Source organism: Pseudoscardovia suis, from assembly GCF_002797875.1.
In the GTDB taxonomy this organism is placed as follows: domain Bacteria; phylum Actinomycetota; class Actinomycetes; order Actinomycetales; family Bifidobacteriaceae; genus Pseudoscardovia; species Pseudoscardovia suis.
The window spans coordinates 1-19344 of sequence record NZ_PGFC01000002.1; the positions used below are offsets into that span (position 1 = coordinate 1).

At 59.6% G+C, this 19344-nt stretch carries 14 protein-coding genes; 8 read left to right on the plus strand and 6 right to left on the minus strand.

Annotated features, from left to right (window positions below):
• The first annotated feature begins 241 nt into the window (after positions 1–241).
• The 4 genes from CLV65_RS08690 to rsmI all read left to right on the plus strand — a co-directional run bounded on the left by CLV65_RS08690 (position 242) and on the right by rsmI (position 3002).
• Entirely contained in the window at positions 242–634 is a 393-nt protein-coding gene (locus CLV65_RS08690) for a hypothetical protein (protein ID WP_144441826.1), read from the plus strand.
• Between the two features lie 41 nt (positions 635–675).
• Complete coding sequence (locus tag CLV65_RS02755; RefSeq protein ID WP_094690505.1) at positions 676–1197, plus strand: hypothetical protein; 522 nt, start codon at positions 676–678, stop codon at positions 1195–1197.
• A gap of 58 nt (positions 1198–1255) precedes the next feature.
• A complete protein-coding gene (locus CLV65_RS02760; RefSeq protein ID WP_094690504.1) occupies positions 1256–1708 on the plus strand; it encodes a hypothetical protein in 453 nt (150 codons plus the stop codon).
• Positions 1709–1856: 148 nt separating this feature from the next.
• Complete coding sequence (gene rsmI, locus CLV65_RS02765) at positions 1857–3002, plus strand: 16S rRNA (cytidine(1402)-2'-O)-methyltransferase (RefSeq protein WP_094690509.1); 1146 nt, start codon at positions 1857–1859, stop codon at positions 3000–3002.
• Here rsmI and CLV65_RS09265 read toward each other — a convergent pair.
• Both CLV65_RS09265 and CLV65_RS02770 read right to left on the minus strand, forming a co-directional pair.
• A complete protein-coding gene (locus CLV65_RS09265; protein WP_483407198.1) occupies positions 2926–3414 on the minus strand; it encodes a variant leucine-rich repeat-containing protein in 489 nt (162 codons plus the stop codon). The genes rsmI and CLV65_RS09265 overlap by 77 nt on opposite strands.
• Complete coding sequence (locus CLV65_RS02770; protein WP_094690503.1) at positions 3396–4169, minus strand: hypothetical protein; 774 nt, start codon at positions 4167–4169, stop codon at positions 3396–3398. Before CLV65_RS02770 ends, CLV65_RS09265 begins: the two co-directional genes overlap by 19 nt.
• Positions 4170–4500: 331 nt before the next feature.
• Between CLV65_RS02770 and metG the strand changes: the two genes are divergently transcribed.
• Positions 4501–6399: a methionine--tRNA ligase gene (gene metG / locus CLV65_RS02775; RefSeq protein WP_094690508.1), complete on the plus strand. Its 1899-nt coding sequence runs from the start codon at positions 4501–4503 to the stop codon at positions 6397–6399.
• 5 nt (positions 6400–6404) lie between these two features.
• Here the strand turns inward: metG and CLV65_RS02780 are convergent, their stop codons facing one another.
• Together CLV65_RS02780 and CLV65_RS02785 are read right to left on the minus strand one after the other, a co-directional pair.
• Positions 6405–9029 carry an EAL domain-containing protein gene (locus CLV65_RS02780; RefSeq protein WP_094690502.1) on the minus strand — a complete coding sequence of 875 codons (2625 nt, stop codon included), beginning with the start codon at positions 9027–9029 and terminating at the stop codon, positions 6405–6407.
• A 146-nt stretch (positions 9030–9175) separates the two neighbouring features.
• Complete coding sequence (locus tag CLV65_RS02785; protein ID WP_094690501.1) at positions 9176–10468, minus strand: chitinase; 1293 nt, start codon at positions 10466–10468, stop codon at positions 9176–9178.
• Positions 10469–10693: 225 nt separating this feature from the next.
• Between CLV65_RS02785 and CLV65_RS02790 the strand changes: the two genes are divergently transcribed.
• Positions 10694–12982 (plus strand): glycosyltransferase family 2 protein, encoded by a 2289-nt coding sequence (locus tag CLV65_RS02790; protein WP_094690500.1) that lies wholly within the window; start codon positions 10694–10696, stop codon positions 12980–12982.
• A gap of 226 nt (positions 12983–13208) precedes the next feature.
• Here the strand turns inward: CLV65_RS02790 and CLV65_RS02795 are convergent, their stop codons facing one another.
• The gene (locus CLV65_RS02795; RefSeq protein ID WP_094690499.1) at positions 13209–13841 is read right to left on the minus strand and encodes an NAD(P)-dependent oxidoreductase; all 633 of its coding nucleotides are present in this window, start codon (positions 13839–13841) and stop codon (positions 13209–13211) included.
• A 402-nt stretch (positions 13842–14243) separates the two neighbouring features.
• Here CLV65_RS02795 and CLV65_RS02800 point away from each other — a divergent pair, with 402 nt between their 5' ends.
• Together CLV65_RS02800 and CLV65_RS02805 are read left to right on the plus strand one after the other, a co-directional pair.
• Positions 14244–14615, plus strand: coding sequence for a winged helix-turn-helix transcriptional regulator (locus tag CLV65_RS02800; protein WP_094690498.1), 372 nt, complete (start codon positions 14244–14246; stop codon positions 14613–14615).
• 1442 nt (positions 14616–16057) lie between these two features.
• Positions 16058–17017 (plus strand): TatD family hydrolase, encoded by a 960-nt coding sequence (locus CLV65_RS02805; protein ID WP_094690497.1) that lies wholly within the window; start codon positions 16058–16060, stop codon positions 17015–17017.
• A gap of 363 nt (positions 17018–17380) precedes the next feature.
• Here the strand turns inward: CLV65_RS02805 and CLV65_RS02810 are convergent, their stop codons facing one another.
• Complete coding sequence (locus CLV65_RS02810) at positions 17381–19177, minus strand: dolichyl-phosphate-mannose--protein mannosyltransferase (protein ID WP_094690496.1); 1797 nt, start codon at positions 19175–19177, stop codon at positions 17381–17383.
• Positions 19178–19344: the final 167 nt, after the last annotated feature.

A 19344-nucleotide genomic window follows, 5' to 3' on the forward strand; every position in this document is an offset into this window, starting at 1 on the left:
TCATTGTCTAGCGACTGAAAATCGTACCCGGCGCGGCCCATGTCCTTTTCCATCAAGGCCGGAATCCGAAAATGCGCAAGAATTCGGACGTTATCCGACAAAGAACGCCACTGTTGTGCGTCTCACATTAATTTAAGAAACGTCATCAATCGAACTGCAACGTCAAACAGACCAAGTCGGTTTGACGAGCCGATTCTCGGCGAAACGTCGAGGATCCCGCAGTGTTTTTGAGAGGAGGCATATGAGATTTACTGCGGACCTAGACAGAGGCATTTGCTCTTTCCTTGTGATTGTGGCATTGTCATCAGGTGCTTTGGGGCTCGGAACGGGTTCTGCTGAGGCGCTTCCCGTTGATTCAGCGTCAACTCTTCAGGTGGGTTCTGCGGAATCAGCTGAGGTCAGTCGACGCATCGGTGCCTCGGCCGTGGCACGCGCTGTGATAAAAGCATGGAGCAGAATCCCCGCTCCGGTGCGAAAAACTGTCGAAAAATATGCCGGAGCAGGAGGGTTCTTCGCAGCTCTCAACAGATTTACCGGTACAGAAGAACATGTGATTTATAGCGCATGTCGTGCAGTGGGCATGGGAGAGCCGGTTGCGCGATGGGTGACGAAAATTATTCTGCTCTTCATCTGACTGTATGAAGAAGAGACGATTCCTATTTCAAGGAGAGACAAATGAAATATATCAAGATGCTTGCAGCGACGGCAGTGACAGTTGCATTGGCTTTTTCAAGCGTGAATGTGGCAAATGCCGCTGAAGTGACGCAGTTGGAAGCGATGACTCAAATTGTGGCGGTTGACTCTTCCTTAAGTGAGCGAAAAGCTGAGGATTTGCAGCGTGGCCTTACATTGATTATGGCTATTCCTGATGCTGTTCTTCTTCAGGGGGATGAGGCGACGCGTAACTGGATTCAGAGCAATGTGCAACGGGCGCAGAATGGTTCTATACGGCGTGCTAATTTTTGGAAGTGCGCTGCCGCTATCGCGGCCTTGATCGCGTCTACTGCCTTTCCGGCTGCGAAAATCTTAAAAATTAAGAAGTTGATTAAGGCGCTGGGCGGTGTGGCGAATGCTGTGAGAATTATCGCTGGTGCCTCGTTCAGCTACGAGAAGTTGCGGGCGCTCGGTGGCGCTGCCGCGGCGCTCGCTGCTGAACTTACGGGTATCGGAAGCGTCAGGTCGGCTTGCTTCGCATGATGACAGGGGCGTAGGCTGTTTCCGTGCCGAAACAATGTGGATTCGAGAAGGGAGACTCGTGAAGGATTCTGGAAAAGTCTGGAAAATCGTCGGGACGGTCATTGTGTGGGCCACGTTGATTATCGGTCTCGTCATGAATTTCAAAATGCACATGGCTTTGCAGGGCGTCGAGGTGATGCTGCTCGGTGCGCTCATCGGCGATATCGTGAATCGACGGGCCGGTGGGAGCGTGGTAGACAGGCTGACTGCGGAGAGCCAGGCTTCTGCGCAGGCTGACGCTCAGGGGCGTGTGCAGGGGGATGCGCAGGGGAAGCAAGCGCAAGGGCAGGCAGAACTCGCACATAACCAGGCTTCAACGTGGCGAATCGTGCTGTGGGTGGTCCTCGCTGTGCTTGCGGTCGTTGGCATCGTGCTGCTGTGCATGCACCTTTCTGATGCTGCGATGTTTGCCTTCGCTGCTGGCTTTGCGATATTTGCCGTTGCTTCGCTCATAGAGACGGTTCGCGCCTGAAACAGATGCGCGCCAGCCGTGTGCGCGCTTGCGCTGTGTACACAGACGCGCGGCGTAAGAGCTGTGTGTCCAGGCGCGCACGCGGTTGAGGGATGGCATGAGGTTGGTTGCCGGCGGAGTTATGCGCGGGGTGGTGGATACTGGAGGCATGGAATATGCGCATGGCGATGATTATGAAGGACTCGTGTCAGATCGTGGCGAATCGTCGAGAAGGGTGGAGGCATCCGCAGACAAACCAGTACTGAGCAATCAGGGCACGCTCGCGGCGCCTGCAGCTTCCGCGGCGCCTGTGATTCCCGCTGATTCCACGACATCCGCTGCGTTCGCTCCTGATTCCGCTCCTGCGTCCGCCGATGTGCAGGACGATGCGACGCCGATCCAAAGCCGCGACGGCGAAGTTGCCGCAGGCATCCCTGTTCCGCATGGTTGCGTGGTGCTCGCCGCAACGCCTATTGGCAACACCGGTGACGCCTCGCTGCGCCTCATCGCTCTGCTGCAGCAGGCGGATATCGTCGCTGCGGAAGACACGCGTCGCCTCTATGACCTTGCCCGCCGCCTGGGTGTGCACGTCAACGGCAGGGTGGTGGCAAACCATGACCACAACGAGCGGCAGAAGGCCGATTCCTTGCTGGACGAAGTGGAGGGCGGCGCCACTGTGCTGCTTGTTTCCGACGCCGGGATGCCCACGATCAACGACCCTGGGCTGGCGATTGTGCGCCGCGCCATTGAACGCGGTCTGCCCGTGACCTGCGCCCCGGGTCCTTCCGCCGTGCTGGATGCATTGGCGCTCGCCGGCCTGCCCACTGACCGCTTCTGCTACGAGGGTTTTGTGCCGCGCAAGGCGAGTGACCGTGAGCAGCGGCTGCGCTCGTTGCACAACGAAATGCGCACCATGGTGTTTTATGAGGCGCCGCATCGCATCGATGAGACGATGGATGCGCTGCTTGCGGCGTTTGGTCCCGACCGTCAGATGGCGTTGTGCCGTGAGCTCACCAAGGATTACGAGCAGGTGCGCCGCGGCACAATCAGGCAGGTGCGCCAAAGCGTGGTGGACGATCCGCCGCGTGGCGAGATTGTGCTGGTGATCGCCGGTGCCTCCACCGAGGAGGTCAACGAGGCATCCGCCGAAGTATTGACGGACGAGCAGCTTGCGCACCTCGCCCAAGAACGCTCCAAGGCTGAAGGCATTCGCATGAAGGATGCGATTGCTGAGGTCGTCAAGGAACATCCCTTGCCTGACGGCTCGTTCCCCAATCGCAAGAAGGTGTATCAGGCGTCGCTGTCGTTGAAGTGAGCGGCGGTGCCTCCGCGCCGGGTTCTTGCAGTGAATCGTGCAGCAGCTGCATGGCTTGGCGCACACCCGGTCCACCGGCGCGGGCAATCGCATTGATGAGTGCCGCCGGGGCAGCGGTGTTTGCGATGATCCACTTGCGCAATTCAGGGATGCGTGCCAATTCCCACAGGTCTTGCGGCGGCGTTCGCGGGTCGGACGCGCATTGCGCGGTCGCGGACACATAGATAGCTGCGGCAGGCGCGCTGGGGACTGCAGATACGCTGGCTGCAGCAGCAGGTGCGATAGGGGCTGCAGGTGCGATGGGGGCTGCAGGTGCGCTGGGGGCTGTGAGCGCCGGCGCGGACATGCCGTGTCTGCTGCTTTTGTGTTTGCTGCGCCATGAAAACGCTGAGCTCATCGCGTGTTCGGCCATCGTTCCTCCTGCATCTCTGGCCACTCAATCGCATGTGCAGTGCCTTGTTCCTTGTCGTGCAAACTGGCATGCGCCGGCACCATGACGGCGGGATGCAGCGTTGGCATCGATGGCAGTGGCGGCTCCTTTGCGCGGTCATGGATGATGTGTCTGAGCCGTTCCTCTTCGTCGCGCATATCGCGGAATAATCTCACTCCTTCGGGATGGCCCATAGTGTGTGGATTGTTTTGCAGCGCATGGATGCACGTTTGCGGTGCGAGTGCGCACTCCCTCATGAGCGTCGCCACCGTGGCTCGTTGCGTGGCATGCGATTCGACATCGGCATCATCAAGGCATGCAATGTCGCATGCGGTGCGCAACGGAGAAGACACACGCAGCCTGCGCAATATCACGAGGTCGCGTCCGTTAACTGTGCGGTTATGCAGTCTCAGCGCCCGGTTGTAGGCATCCGACATGTAACGGGTGGGCGCCACCACATCCAGCGCTTCGGGGAATTCGCCTCCCACCCAGATCCATGCGGCAAGCCACAGGCATACGGTGATGCCGTAGGGAAGCAGCGGTCGTACGAGTTCGGCCCTGCGCCAAGGCGACAGTCCGTCGCTTGACCGATACAGTGTCTTTCGCGCTGAGGCATTGACGGCGCCGGCATGGTGCAGCACGATGTGGGACATGCCCCCGGGCAGCTCATCCGGCTGGTAAATCGCGTCGAATGATTGCGTGATGTCATGGGTGATGGTGTGGGTAATAGTAGCCATGTCTGAACGCTATTCGATTTGTCGCGCGTGGGGGAGGCGCATGACGAAAATTGTGGATAAGGGGATAAATTGTGCGCCATGTGGAAAATTCTGCACGCTATGTGGAAAGCCAGTGTGGAAATCCAACGTGGAAATCCTGGGCGGAAAGCTCTTGCGGGAAGCCAACGCGGAAATCCCATGTGGAAGGCCAGCATGGAAAGCTCCTGCGGAAAGTGCATGCGGAAGGCTCATGCCGGCCACCGTCCGCGCCCGTCCTGCCGTCCGCGCCCCCACCGTTCGCATACCGTGCAATGCTCGCCCCTTGTCTGCGCAAACATCGATAATCGCAACTATGACTAACGTTCTTGTTTCCGTTGCTTGGCCGTATGCAAACGGCCCCCGACATATCGGCCACGTAGCCGGTTTTGGTGTGCCGTCCGACGTCTATGCCCGTTATGCCCGCATGAAGGGCGACAACGTGCTCATGGTCTCCGGCACCGATGAGCATGGCACGCCGATCCTCGTGCAGGCGGAAGCCGAGGGCGTGAGCGCGCAAGAGCTTGCCAACCGCTACAATGCGGTCATCGCGAAGGACCTATGCGATCTGGGCCTGAGCTACGACCTGTTCACCCGCACCACCACCGGCAATCACGAGCACGTGGTGCAGGAACTCTTCCGCCAGTGCCTCAAGAACGGCTACATCTACAAGGGCACGCAGCAGGTCGCCATCTCGCCCAGCACCGGGCGCACGCTGCCTGACCGCTACATCGAGGGCACCTGCCCGATCTGCGGCGCGGATGGCGCTCGCGGCGACCAGTGCGACAACTGCGGCAACGAGCTCGATCCAATCGATCTGATCAACCCCGTCTCCAAGATCAACGGCGAGACGCCGATTTTCAAAGAAACCGAGCACTTCTTCCTCGACCTGCCGGCATTGGCGGACGCGAACCTCGCCTGGCTCAACACCCGTGAAGGCTGGCGCACGAACGTCATCAACTTCTCCAAGGGGCTGTTCAAAGAAGTCCGTCCCCGCGCCATCACGCGTGACATCGACTGGGGCATCCCGGTGCCGGTGGACGGCTGGATCGACAACCCCAACAAGAAGCTGTATGTGTGGTTCGACGCCGTGATCGGTTACTTCAGCGCCTCCATCGAATGGGCCCGCCGCAAGGGCGACCCCGAAGCATGGCGCAAGTGGTGGAACGACCCGAACTCCCTGGGCTACTACTTCATGGGCAAGGACAACATCACGTTCCACTCCCAGATCTGGCCGTCTGAGATCCTCGCCTACAACGGCGAAGGCAACAAGGGCGGCGAACCGGGCGAATACGGCCATCTCAACCTGCCCACGCAGGTGGTGGCGAGCGAATTCATGACGATGGAAGGCAAGAAGTTCAGCTCGTCGCGTGGCATCGTCATCTATGTCAAGGACATCCTGGCGCGTTACCCCGTGGATGCCGTGCGCTACTACATTTCGGTGGCAGGCCCGGAGAACTCCGATTCCGACTTCACGTGGGCGGAATTCGTGCGCCACAACAATGAGGAGCTCGTGGCGAGCTGGGGCAACCTCGTCAACCGCGTCGCCGTGCTGCTGCACAAGAACTTCGGCGAGATTCCCGAGACAAAGCCCGAGGCGTTCACCGGCACCGACCATGCGCTGCTTGACGAGACGCTGGCCGCGTTCGACACCGTGGGCGACCTCATTGGTGAGCATCATCAGAAGGCCGCGCTTTCCGAAGCGATGCGCATCGTGCAGGACATCAACAAGTATGTCTCGGCCGAAGAGCCGTGGAAGATCAAGGACAACCCCGACCGTCTCGCCGCCGTGCTCTACACGGCTGCGCAGGCTGTGATGGATGCGAACGTGATGCTTGCGCCGTTCCTGCCTCATTCCGCGCAGAAGGTGTGGGAGACGATGGGCGGCGCGGGCGTGTTCTCGCCGATGCCACATATCGAACAGGTGGAGGACCTTGACAAGCCGGGCTTCACGTATCCGATCATCACCGGCGACTACAAGCTAGGCGTAAACGTGCATCCGTGGGCGCGCGAAGAGCTCAAGCCCCATACCCCGATTGCCAAGCCGACGCCGATCTTCCAGAAGATTCCGCCGGAGGCAGTGGAAGAGGAGCTGGCCCGTTTCCAGGCTGACCTTGACGCCCGCCGCGCCAAGGAAGCCGCCCGCCTCGCCGCCGAGAAGGCCAAGCTGGCCGCCTCTGAAGGCGCCGGTGCGGCTGACGGCGCAGCGGAGTAATCGCGTCAGTCATCGAACGACGGCCGTGTGATCGGCCGAATCTCTGGGACCTCGTAGTGCTTTCCGCGCTGCGAGGTCTTTTCTTGCTGTGCAGTGGAATCGGTGGAATCATTGGCAGGCTTATCGGCGGGCAGCACGTACTCGACGTTCGCCGAAAGACCGGTGGTCGTCAGGCGCATGCGCAGCTCCGATTCCGTCATCGCCGTTGCGAAAACATCGCCCAGCACCGTCGAGCACCCGAGCTTGCGCAGCTGTTGCACTTGGCGCGGCTGCGACACTCCGCTGAAAAACAGGCTGAAATCGTGACGCTTGGCCGATTGCAGCATTTCTGCCACGATGCTGTGCGTGCGGGGATTGTCAATGTCCTGCGTCACGGAGGAGTCAAACACCATCGAATTTGCGGGAATCGTGGACAACGCCGATAGCTCAGAGAACGACGTGCCTGCATCCGCAATGGCGATGCTCACGTTGGGCAGTGCTGCGAGCGTGAGTAGATCCTCCGTGAAATCAGGCAGCGACGGCGCCTGCTGCATGGCGTCATGCCCGAACTGCAGGTGAAGCGTGATGTTGGGGTGGGCTTTGCTTGTGTTCTCTATTTGCTCGTAGAATGCGGGGTCTTCGAGTTCGCCACCGTTGAGGATTATCCCCAAACTGTTCAGTCCCTGGGTGGTGGATTGCAGCTGCGTCAGGAAGGTCACGCCTTGCTGGATGATGCTTGTTGTGAGCTTCGCGCCCAAAGACAGTCGCAGCGCCTCGTTCACGATGAAGTCATGTGAGAGAACGTGTCCGTCGGCATCGGTGATATGCGGGATGGCGATGACTCCGATGATCGTGTCGTGATCTAGGTTGAGCACCGGTTGGTAACGCAGCGTGAACGATCCGCTTTCGATGGCTTCGCGCAGCGATTCGGATGGCATTGTGGAATGGCTGGTGTCTTCCTGGACGTCCGTCGACTCTTCCCCAAGGTCCACGCCGGCGCTTTCCAGAATTGAATTGAGCTGCGAGAAATTGCTGGGTGCCAGCACGGATGTGCTGACGATTGTGGAGACCGACACGATGTCGTGATCCACATGCAGCGGCAGTGACGTGGCGTCATGGAGCTTGCTGGCAAGGTCAGGCAGGTCGAGGTCGTTTGACTTGTCTTGCAGCACGACCACGAATCCATCCCCGCCCACGCGCACGAGCATGCCATCGTCGGGCATGAGGCTGCGGATTCTCGCAGCGGTGGTGCGCAGCACCATGTTGCCGGTGCGCCTGCCGTAATGCTCATTGACATGACGGAAGCGTTCAAGCTCCACATAGATGATGGCGATGGTGTTCGCGCTGTTTTCAGTCTGCAGCGTCTTGAGGTATGCGACCAGCGACGCATAGGTGTAGGCGCCGGTGAGCGGATCCGTTTCGCTTTCCGTGCGCAGCATCGTGACCTCGCGGTGCGCGCGAAGCTCTTCGGACAGGATTGCGGCGGCGGATGCAAGCACCTCCCCGTCCGCTGTCAGGAACGGGCGATTGAGCATGCTGCGTTCGAAGACGATGACGCGCGGGTTGCGCGTGTTGCCGATGGGCTGGGATACGCGGTATGTGTGGAATGTGCGGTAGGGCAGGTGGTGCGGTTCGCACACGAAGCATCGCACGTTCGGGAGCGTGTTGTTGATGATGGAGACGATGACGTCTTCTGGCTTGTCGTGCGGCAGCGGAAGGGCATCGGTTATTGCGGTGATGCTGTGCAATGAGTTGCGGGTGCGTGCAAGGTGACGCATCGTGTAGTAGCTCATGAGCGCCAAGGCATAGATATCCAGCAGCGACAGGAACAGCACGTGCACGTCGAGGATGTTGGCCAGATCGAAGGAGAATTCGAAGATAGCAGGAATCCAGATTGTGATAATGGCAGCGGCGAGGTCGGCGACGGCTAGGCCAGTGGTGCGGGTGACGCTGAACTCCTGCAATGCCGCGCGGATTGGACTCCCCGTGGCGATGAACACGATGATGTCGCACAGGAATCTCGTGGCGATGAAGGCGAAGGCGAGGATGACAAGCGGCACGATCCAATGGCCGATCAAATAATGGAACGCTGCGTCGGTCGGCACGGAATTTACCAGTATGTCGCGCAGCTTCCCAGGCTCGTCTCCCAGAACGAGGTAGGTCACAGGCACGATTGCCAGAGCGCTTGTAGCGCTTATGGATCCGAGGAGCACGCTACGAGCCGTCCATGCGGAGCTGAGCAGCGTCACGATGATCAGCGGCAGGAACAAGCCGTTGAACGTGCCGGTGACGAGCAGCATGATCGTCAGCAGCGGGATGACGCTGTGTCGGCAGGAAAGAGGGACGCTGGAAAGCTCCGTTGCATAAGCCAAGCACAGGATGAACGACATGATGGAAGCAAGCGTTGTATGCGGATGGGCTGATGCAAACGCCACCGTCGAGGGCCAATAGCTGATTGCGGTTCCTGCGAGCAGCGCGAGGCAGACGATGCTGAGCAGCCACACGCGGACGTTGCGGTTGCCGGCATGCGGCATGAATGACGGTGCGCTGGGCTGCATGGTCGGCTGCGCGTTTGACTGTGCGTTTGGCTGCGCGCTCGGCTGCGTGGAAGCTAGCTGCGCCGGTGATGGGGTGATCGGGGGTAATGCCATGATGCGCTCCTTGAGAGAATCATTGCATGGATTGCGAGTTGCATGGATTGTGCTTGCGTGAATTGTGCGGATTGTGTTCGGGTTGTGCGGCAGCGGTATTGCGCGGCACAGGCGCGGCAGTGCCGCCGCTTACTGATGCGGCTGGTCTAGCTTGTCGGGCCGATGAGCCTCCAGGGGGAGTCGGTGCCTTCGGCGGTGCTGTCGGGCTTGATACCGATGTTGGGCGAGAGCGCTTCGTAGATTTTGCTGTCCCAGACGACTTTATCGCCCTTGGAATACTGCGTGGTCTCGTTCCACTGCGGGTAGGCGCTGCCGTTTTGCTCCCATGTGGTGTTCATGTCGACGAGCGTGCCAGGCGTTCCGCGGAATCCCGAGCCTAGAATCGTGGCGAATTCGCCTTTGGTCTGCTTCACGCCGCTGCATGCGGTTTGCGTGGAGGTGACGGAGGCGTTTTCACCGCATTGCTGGTCGCGGTTGAGCGACCACATACTCACTCGTCCCAGATTCGCTTGCATGGCGAACGTGTTGATTTGCTGCGCGTCGTCAAGCGTCAGATATTCCCCGTCCGTGTCGTTTTGCCCGATGAGCACGGTCACGCCCATCATCTCCCAAATCTGCGTGTCGCTGAACAGCTTGCCGCGTGAATACAGCATGCTCTTGTATTGGGCGTGCACGGCGTTCAGGGCTTGCTTGATCAGTGTGACTTGGTCCACTTTCGTGGATTGCACGTTGAAATCCATCGCCATGACGTTGAGCGAGCCGAGGTTCACGCCTGCGTCGAGGAAGGATTCGACGGTATCCTTGCCTTCGCTCGTCAGACCATTGGTGTCGACAGGCAGCGTGAGGCCGACGGTGAGGGGATTGCCGGATTCCTCGGCTTTGCTTTGCAGCAGGGCGACGGCTTGCGCGCGCCGCGTGGCTGAATCGCTGTATCCGTCGAGATTGCTTTCTTCAATGTCGAAATCAAGGGACGACACATGATAGCGGGAGATGACGGATTCATAAGCGTCCGCGAGGTCCTGCGCGGTGGAGCATTGCGAAGCCAGTTCCGTACCCGCTTGCCCACCGAAGCTGATGGTGACGGTGCGCCCGGCGCGTGAGACGCGCGCGATGCGGCTGTCCATGTCGAGCTGTGATGCGGCGTCGTCCATCGTGTAATACCCGCCCCAGGTGGGCGTGCAACCGGAGGATGCCGTGATGAACCCCAGCACCACGTTCTTGTATACGTCGCCCACGTCGGACTCGAATGTGTAGCTGGGCGTGGATGTGACGTCGGCATAGCCGCCGAACCATGGGTAGGGAAGTTTCTTTGACGAAATCTTCGTGTAGGTGAGCCATCCCCACACGCTTGCGACGATGAAAATCAGCGCAACGAGGAATATTGCGAAACGAGCAACGGAAAAGCGGCGGCCTGGGAACAATGGTTTATTGCGACTCATGCATGCTTCTTTCCGCGTCCTTTTATCGCGCTAGCCTTAGTGTATCGATAAACGTTGCCAAGCGTTGGGTGGCTTCCAAACTGGAATCAAACCGGAATGCAGCCATGGGATAGAGCGTTTGGTATAACGTTGCAGCTCACTGTTTCCGTCATTCTATGCGGACAGTGTGAAAACTGCCCGTGCTCTGCATGGGCCTGTGTGAAAACCGAACTTGAGGTAGAGAAAATGGCAAGTCATAAAGCCGCGAAGCGTGCGCATGACGGCCGTAGCAGACAATGGGGCGCGGAACGCTCCACACAGCCGCTGTCCATCATGCATGACCGCCCGACCGGTCGGAAAATCGTCACGGGATACTGTGCGATGATCATGACCGTCGTGTGCTACGTCGTGTACATGGTGAGGATGGTGCTCACGCTTTTCGTGCACAACCCGAACATAACGCTGAGGTTTGTGCTCGAAGGCGTGTTGTATTTGCTGATCGTGACGGTGCTGATATTCAGCGCAATGGTGTATCTCGTCACGCGACAGGGCGCCATGCGGCGGTTCATCAAGCATCACCGCATCCCGCGCGCCATGCTCGATGAGCATTTCGACCACGGGTATTCCAAGGGGATCACCGTGCTCATCCCCTCATACGTGGAGCAACCCAAGGTGGTCGAGAAAACCATCTGGTCCGCCGCCCTCCAGGAATTCCCGGACATAGCCATCGTGCTGCTCATAGATGATCCGCCGAATCCCAAGGACGACGAGCACCGACGCATACTCAAAGCCAGTCGCGACCTTGTGCCCAAGGTGATGGACGAACTGGCGGCGCCCGCCGCCCGCTTCCGCGATGCCCGCGACAAAGCCCGCGATGAGATGCAAGACCACACGTATGCCCGACGCGGCATTGTGGCACAATGCGCGGAGGATTATTCCGCTGCCATCGCTTGGCTTGATGCGAAGGCAGATTCTTGGGTGGTGGAAGACCACACGGATGAGTTCTTCTGCGACCAAGTGCTGCGCGGCCTCGCGAGGGAATTGGGTGAAACCGATGAAGCGCTGCGGCAGGCCGTGAACCTTAACGAACGGATTCCCGCCGAACGTCTGCTTCAGCTGTACAACCGCCTCGTGCGAATCTTCACAGCCTCCGGCTGGTCGTTCGAACGCAAGCAGTATTGCTCCACCTCGCAAGAAGGCAACAAAGCCATGAACCTCAACTCGTTCATCGGCTTGATGGGGCATAAGCTCAAGCGAGAGCAGTCGGCGGACGGCATCGTGCTGCGCGACATCCGCCCGGGCGAAGCGCCGGACTTCGTGATGCGCGACTCCGAGTATGTGCTCACGCTCGACGCTGATTCCATGCTGTTGCGCGACTACTGCCTGCGCCTCGTTTATCAGCTTGAACAGCCCGGCAACGAGCGCATCGCAGTGATCCAGACACCGTATTCGTCGTACCGTGGCGCGCCCACGCGCATCGAACGCATCGCCGCAGCCACCACGGACATCCAGCACGTGCTGCACCAAGGCATGACGTATTACGACGCCACGTTCTGGGTGGGTGCCAATGCGGTGATTCGCAAACGCGCGCTGGACGACATCTGCGTCGTCTCCACGGAAGGCACCCGCACGATCAAGACATACATCCAGGACCGCACGGTTATCGAAGACACCGAGTCGAGCGTGGACCTGGGGTATTACGGCTGGCATTTGGTCAATTATCCCGAGCGTCTGAGCTACAGCGCCACGCCGCCGGATTTCGGTTCGCTCGTCGTGCAACGCCGCCGCTGGGCGAACGGCGGCCTGCTCATCATCGGCAAGTTCTTCAACATTGTGCGCGCGCGCAAAGCCGGGCCCGAGCCGGTGAAACTCGGCGAATGGTGCCTGCGTGTCAACTACATGGCGTCCATCGCATGGTCGAGCTTCGGCCTGATATTTCTGCTCGGATACCCGTTCGACCAACGCCTGCTCAGCCCATGGGTGGTCGCCGCGTCGCTGCCGTATTTCGCCTCATACGCCTCGGACCTCAAATACAACGGCTATAAACGCACTGACATATTCCGCATCTACGGTTTCAACATCGTGCTTCTCACCGTCAACCTCGCTGGCACCCTCAAATCCATCCAGCAAGGCATGACGAATACGAAAATCCCGTTCGTGCGCACGCCCAAGGTCTCGAACCGCACGGCTTCGCCGCCGCTTTACGTGGCGATGCCATGGGCGATCGTGATCTTCTCGTGCTTCGTGTTTTACTCCGACTACCTGTCTCAGAACTGGGGCAATGCCGTTTTCGCCGGCTTCAACGCCATCGTGACCACGTGGGCGATTGTGTCGTATATCGGCGTGTGGCATTCCGTGCAAGACATGGTGGTGGGCTTGGTGCGGTGGTTCTTCGTGCCGATCAAGCCCAAGGTGGAGCCGGCGCAGCGTGTGGCGCAGGATTCGATGACCAAGGCTTTGGGCGGCAACGAATCGTGGCGAGACGCGCTGTATTTCGGCGATCGCTCGATGGTGTTCGAGTCGCGGCTGCGCTAGGTGTGGTTGCTTGGCAGGGCGGTTTGCGGCGGGTTTGCGGTGGCTTGCGGCTTGCGGCGAGCGATGCGGCTTGTGGCGGATGATGCGGCTCGCGGTAGGCGATGCGGCTTGCGCTTTGCTTGCGGCAAGCAGGGTCTTATCCTCGGTGCCCGTGCCTGATTAAACTAAGCGCCCGCCTAGCTTGCACTAGACGGGCGCTTATTCGCGGCGGGCGGTGTGCCTTGCGCTATGCGCGCACGACGGAGATGCGTTCACCAATGTGGTTGCCATTGGCGATCTCATCCACGATGGCGATGGCGTAATCGGCATAGCTGATGATGGATTCGCCGCGATCGTTGAGCTTCAGCTCTTCGCCGGCGAGAATATACTTGCCGGTGCGCTCGCCGTCAGCCTGGAAATCGGCAGCCGGGGAAACGAAGGTCCAGCGCACGTCCTTGCGCTCGCGCAGCTCGGCGAGGGCCTTGCCCTGTGCCTTGGCGAGCGGCTTGAACGCGTCCGGGAAGTCCGGGGTGTCAACGAGCTGTGTCTTGTGCTCGGGATCCACGTACAGCGAACCGGCGCCGCCGACCACAATGAGGCGGGTCTGCGTGCCCGAGAGGATGTCCGCCAGGTGCTTGAGGGAAGTGGAGTGCTGCGGCAGGGTGTCGGGGGTCCAGGCGCCGAATGCGTCCACAACCGCGTCAAAGCCCTTGAGGTCGTCGGCGGTCAGGTCGAACAGGTCCTTGGTGATGACGTGCTGGGCGACGGTGTGGTTTTCGCCGCGCACGACCGCGGTGACGTCGAAGCCGCGATCGACGGCTTCCTTGACGATGAGCTTGCCGGACTTGCCGTTTGCTGCGACTACTGCGATGGATGTCATGGTTGTTCTTCTTTCTTTAGGGCTTCTAAGTTCCTCGGCAGGTGTTTGATCTGCCGCCTCCTGGGGGAGTTGGAGCTGGCAGGTGTTTGATCTGCCGCGGCGGCATTTGATCGGTTTCCCGCCGCCTAGGGTTGGTGGGTGTTTGATCAGTTTTCCGCCGTTGGGGCTGGCAGGTGTTTGATCTGCCGCTGCGGCACTTGATCGGTCTCCCGCTGCCTGGGGCTGGCAGGTGTTTGATCTGCCGCTGCGGCATCTGATCGGTCTCCCGCCGCCTCTTGGTTTCTTTTTGACACTATTGATGATACTGCGTAAACTATCAAAAAGTAACCAAGACTGTAAAAGTTACTCAGTCACCAAAAGGTAAGAATTTGATGATTTCAGGTATGAGGAGTGATAAAAATCATGGCAAATACAACGTTCGTCGGCGTGTCGCGCAAGGAATTGCCAGCATGTCCAGTCGAGACGACATTGCAGCTGATCGGCAACAAGTGGGAAGTGCTGATTCTGCGCGACTTGATGCCAGGGAAGAAGCGTTTTAGCGAGCTGCGCGCATCAATCGGCTCCATTTCGCAGAAGGTGCTCACTGCGAAACTGCGCGAGATGGAGGCGAACGGCTTGGTGCAGCGCAAGGTATACGCGGAGGTGCCGCCGCGCGTCGAGTATTCGCTGACGCCGCTCGGACGCAGCCTCAAGCCAGTGCTTGATTCCTTGGAGAAATGGGGCTATCAATACAAGGCGCAGATGGCTCAGTCGAGACCCCAGCGTTCCCGCTGAGCGCACAGCAGTGCAGGGTGGCGCGGTATGGTGCGGCACTGCAGGCGGCTATGTGTGAGTGCCGGCTGTCACATAGGGTCCTGTTGCGTCGGATTCCCCGCTATGTGTGAGTGTCGGCTGGCACATTGTGATGTTGTTGCATTGAATCTCTGCTATGTGTGAGTGCTGGCTGACACATTGGGTGTGTTGGGTGGTGTGGGGTGAATGTGGATTGGCTTGTTTCCTAGGGTTCGTTGTGTGGCTGGCGTTGCGATGGCGGTTATGTGTGAGTGCTGGCTGACACATTGAGTCCTGTCACGCCGGATTCCCTGTTATGTGTGAGTGGTGGCTGGCACATTGGGGGATTGGGCGTGGTGGTTGCTGTCTTGGGTGTTGGGAATTGTTGCGGTTGCTGGCTTTCGGGGTTCCTGTTGCGGTGCCCTGCCTCCTTGCCGGTGCTATGTGTGAGTGCCGGCTGTCACATTGGGTGTGTTGAGTGGTGTGGGTGAATGTGGATTGGCTTTTTCCCTGGGGTTCTTTGTGTGGCTGGCGTTGCGATGACGGTTATGTGTGAGTGCCGGCTGTCACATTGGGTGTTTTGGTGCTGCCGGTTGGTGTGGGGTTGGCTTGTTTGCGTGGTTCGTTGTGTGGTTGTCGCCGTTGTGTCCGTTATGTGTGAGCGGTCGCTGGCACATTGGGGGCTTTGGCGCTGCTGGTAGGGGAGGATGTGGCAGGTTTGCTGGGCTTTGTGGCTATGGCGGTTTCAGATGGGCGGTTATGTGTGAGTGCTGGCTGACACATTAGCCGTTGTGTTGGGTTTGCCTTGGTGAGGGTGGCATGGGAATGGCTTGTTTGCTGGCTTTTGTGTCCTGGATCTTTTTGGGCGGGCGATTATGTGTGAGTGCCGGCTGGCACATAGGGGCCTGTTGCGTCGGGCTCCCTGCTATGTGTGAGTGCCGGCTGTCGCATTGGAGACTTGGGGTGACGACTGACGGGGTGGAACAATCCGGACACGGTGGTCCCAGGGTTGATGGCGATGTGAAAATTGCGCGGTCGCGGCGTCACTGCACAATCCAACACAATTCCGACACAAAATTTGCAGCAGACTCTCAGGTTATTGCATGTGTTTCTCAAGCAAGGCGTGGCTTAATAATAACTGTCAGCAAGAAGCTGACCGGCATGAGCCGATAATTCAATCCCTTCTTCTCTCTCTCCTTTTTCTCTCCAACCCGGCGATTTCCCTTCCGCCGGGTTTTCTTTTGCTTTTCAGTGCCTTAACTCTTCGGGGCTCAATTCTTCCGACTAACTTCCTTCCGCCGCGCCCTCTGTTACTCCCTCCGCTCAACTCCTCCTTTCCCTCTCCTCCCGGTCGTCTGTAGTCGGCTCCTCCCGTCTCCCGCCCAACTCCAGTTCCCAGTCTCAAGCCCCGCCATGCCGCCGAACGCCGTGCGTAGACTGGAAACATGACCCATCACAAGCATCGCGATCGCAGCTGGCCGGCACTGCCGCAGCCGCTGCCGGAAGGCGCCCAGGTAATCGACAACCACACGCACGTGGCATCCGTGGTGAACTACTCGCAATACATGAGCAGCGAAGCAGCGGCGCGCGGCCAATACGATGTGCCGGTCTATTCGACGGAAGAACTGTTGCGTCGCGCGGCAAGCGTGGGCGTGACGGGCATCATCGACGACGCTTGCGAATACCCGCATCTGCGCACCGCCATCAACATGGCCAAGGCATACCCCGGCCAGGTGCACGCGGGCGTCGCGATTCATCCCAATGAGGCGGTGGCGCACGGGCATCGCGCGCAAATGGGGCCGGATGGCCTGGAGCCCCATTACATGCCGTGGCATGACATTCCCTTCGACGAAGCTCTCACCGAAGTGGACCGTTTGGCGCGTGAAAATCCGCGCGAAGTCGTGGTGATCGGCGAGACGGGGCTTGATTACTTCCGCTGCGGTGAGGATGCGCGGCGTTACCAGATCGAGGCATTTCGCGCGCACATTGCGCTCGCCAAGGAGCTGAATCTGCCCATGCAAATCCATGACCGTGACGCGCATGAGGATTGCATCGCAACGCTGCTGCGCGATGGGGCGCCAGAACGCACGGTGTTCCACTCGTTCTCCGGCGATGCGCAAATGGGCAGGATTTGCAAGGAAAACGGCTGGTACATGAGTTTCTCAGGCACGGTGAGCTACAAGGGCAATGACGGGATTCGCGAGGCGTTGGCGCTTGCGGATCCGACGCGGATTCTGGTGGAGACCGACGCGCCGTATCTCACGCCGATGCCGTATCGAGGGCGCACAAATTCGCCGTCGATGATTCCCTACACGCTGCAGGCAATGGCGCAAGTGCGCGGATGCAGCGTGGAGGAGATGGCTCGCATTACGCGCCGCAATACGCGTGAATGCTACGGCATCTGACGTTGGTGGCGTAGCCGCCGGGGCGTTATGTGTGAGTGGCTGCTGGCACATAACGCCCTTTTGTTTCTGATGCCCTGCTATGTGTGAGTGCCGGCTGTCGCATTGGGCGCGTTTGTGGTGTGGGCGGATGTGGAATTGGCTTGTTTGCTGGGGTCTGGTTTGGGGGTGGTTTCGGAAGAGTGGCTATGTGTGGGTGGTGGCTGGCGCATTGGGCGGCGGTGATGTTGAATCCTTGGCTATGTGTGAGTGGCGACTGACACATAGGGGGAGGGTGGTTTGCTTGTGGATGATGGGGCTATGGCCCACTACCCTTGGCACTGAGCGTACATCTCCACCCGCCCTCCATCCGCCCTGGCGCCAGGCCTACATGCCGCGTGCCCATCCGGGCAGGATCATGCGGAACAGCCATGCCGTGGTGGTCATCGGAACGAAAGTCCACAACGGCAGCAGGTAGATGCCTATGGCAATGGTCGCCACATCCAGCACAACAGCGGCGTTGCGCAACGAATTCACGTACCGCCCGCGTCTCGCCAGCCAATCCAGCCAATAGCATGTGGCGAGAATCACCCACGGCAAAAACGCTATGGAGTAGAACGAATACGTGGTGCGATTCATATACAGCAGCCAGGGTGCCCAGCCCGCCAGCATGCCGGACCACACGGCCAGCACGCGCCAGTCGCCGCGGCGGATAATGGCCATCACGAGCGCCGCCACCAGGCATGCCACGCCGGCCCACCACACCACAGGATTGCCTACATTCGCAACGGTCACCAGGCAGTCAGAGGAACCGGCTGATGGTCCGCACAGCGTGGGGAAGTCAAACGACAGCGGCTGGACGTGGTATTTCCCGATGAAGAGCGTGTCGGTGAGCTGCAGCGGCCAGGCGAGCGCCGTGGACGATGAGGGGCGAGGTGCGCTGATTGCGCTGGCGACTTGCACATCATGAATATGCAATTGCACAAGTGAACGCAGGGTGGACGGCAACCATGCGACGCCGCTTCCGGGGTTCTCCTCGGCCCAATGGCGGTAGAACGCATCCGGTGTTAGGAACCAGCTCATCCAGCTGGCCAAGTATGTGGCAATGCATAACGGCAGGGCGTACAGGGCGGTCAGCAGACCGTCCTTGGCGACCATGGCGCCGAACCATCCGCGATATCCGACGATGCGGCGGTTATAGCCGTCCCACAGCACGGAGATGATGGCAAACACCGCGAGGAAGTACCCTCCGCTCCATTTAATGCCGGTAGCCAATGCGAGCAGTATGAATGCCGCCAGCCGCCACCCGCTGAATGCTACGATCGGTCCGCTTGACGCAACCACAAGCCTGACGGACGGTTGGCCGGCGACAGCGTTCGCCTTGAGGCGGTCGCCGCCTTCGCCGCGGCGCTCGCGAGGCGTGAGAGTGACGGATCGAATCACCATGCCGGGGCGCGCAACGTCGAGTTCGTGCGCCATCCGCAGCGTGGCGAGCGCCCATTCGCGGTGATGCAGCAGGCAGAGGAATGCGCCGAGCACAAACACCATGAGGAATCCGTCGAGCATGGCGGTGCGGCTCAGCGTGATCGCTTGTCCGTCGAACGCCATGAAAATGGCCGCCGTCGTGGCAATTGTTACATTGTGGAACAACCTAAACGCCACTCGGGCAATCAGCAAAATCGCGAGAGTGCCGGCCAAGGCGGCGGTGAAGCGCCATGCGAAGGGATACGCCCCGCCGAACACCTTCATGCCAATCGCAATCAGCCATTTGCCCAGCGGCGGATGCGTGAAAATTTCTTCGGGTTGCGACAGGAAGATGTTCACGTTGCCGTTTGCGAATTCGTTGTCGATTTTCGCTGCACCCGCGCCCAGGTTGAGGATTGAGCCGGCGTCTGGGTCCGGCCATGCTCTTTCGGTGCCGGTTTGCAGCATTGCCCATGCATCTTTGACGTAGTAGTGTTCGTCGAACACGAGGACATGAGGTTGGTCCAGGCGGAAGAAGCGCAGGAATCCGCCGATGAACGTGACGATAAGTGGTGCGATCCACCCCAACGCCCGGGTGCTGGGGCGGTGGGCGCGCCACCATCGCACGAAGCGGCCTGGTTGGGGCGAGCCGCCGTTTGCGTATGCCTTAGCGCCGCGCTGTTTCGTGAGGAATTCCAGCACCGGGTTCGTGGCCTCCATGCCTCGCTCCTTTTCTCTCGGTTTCTGACCTCATGATAGCTTCAATCGGTCATTGTCGCGGGCTCGCACGTGGGGCGTTATGTGCGCGTGGCGGCTGTCACTTTGGGGGTTGGGATGGTGGTTGTGGTGTTGGGCGTTTGGGGGATTGTTGTGTTTGCTGGCTTTGC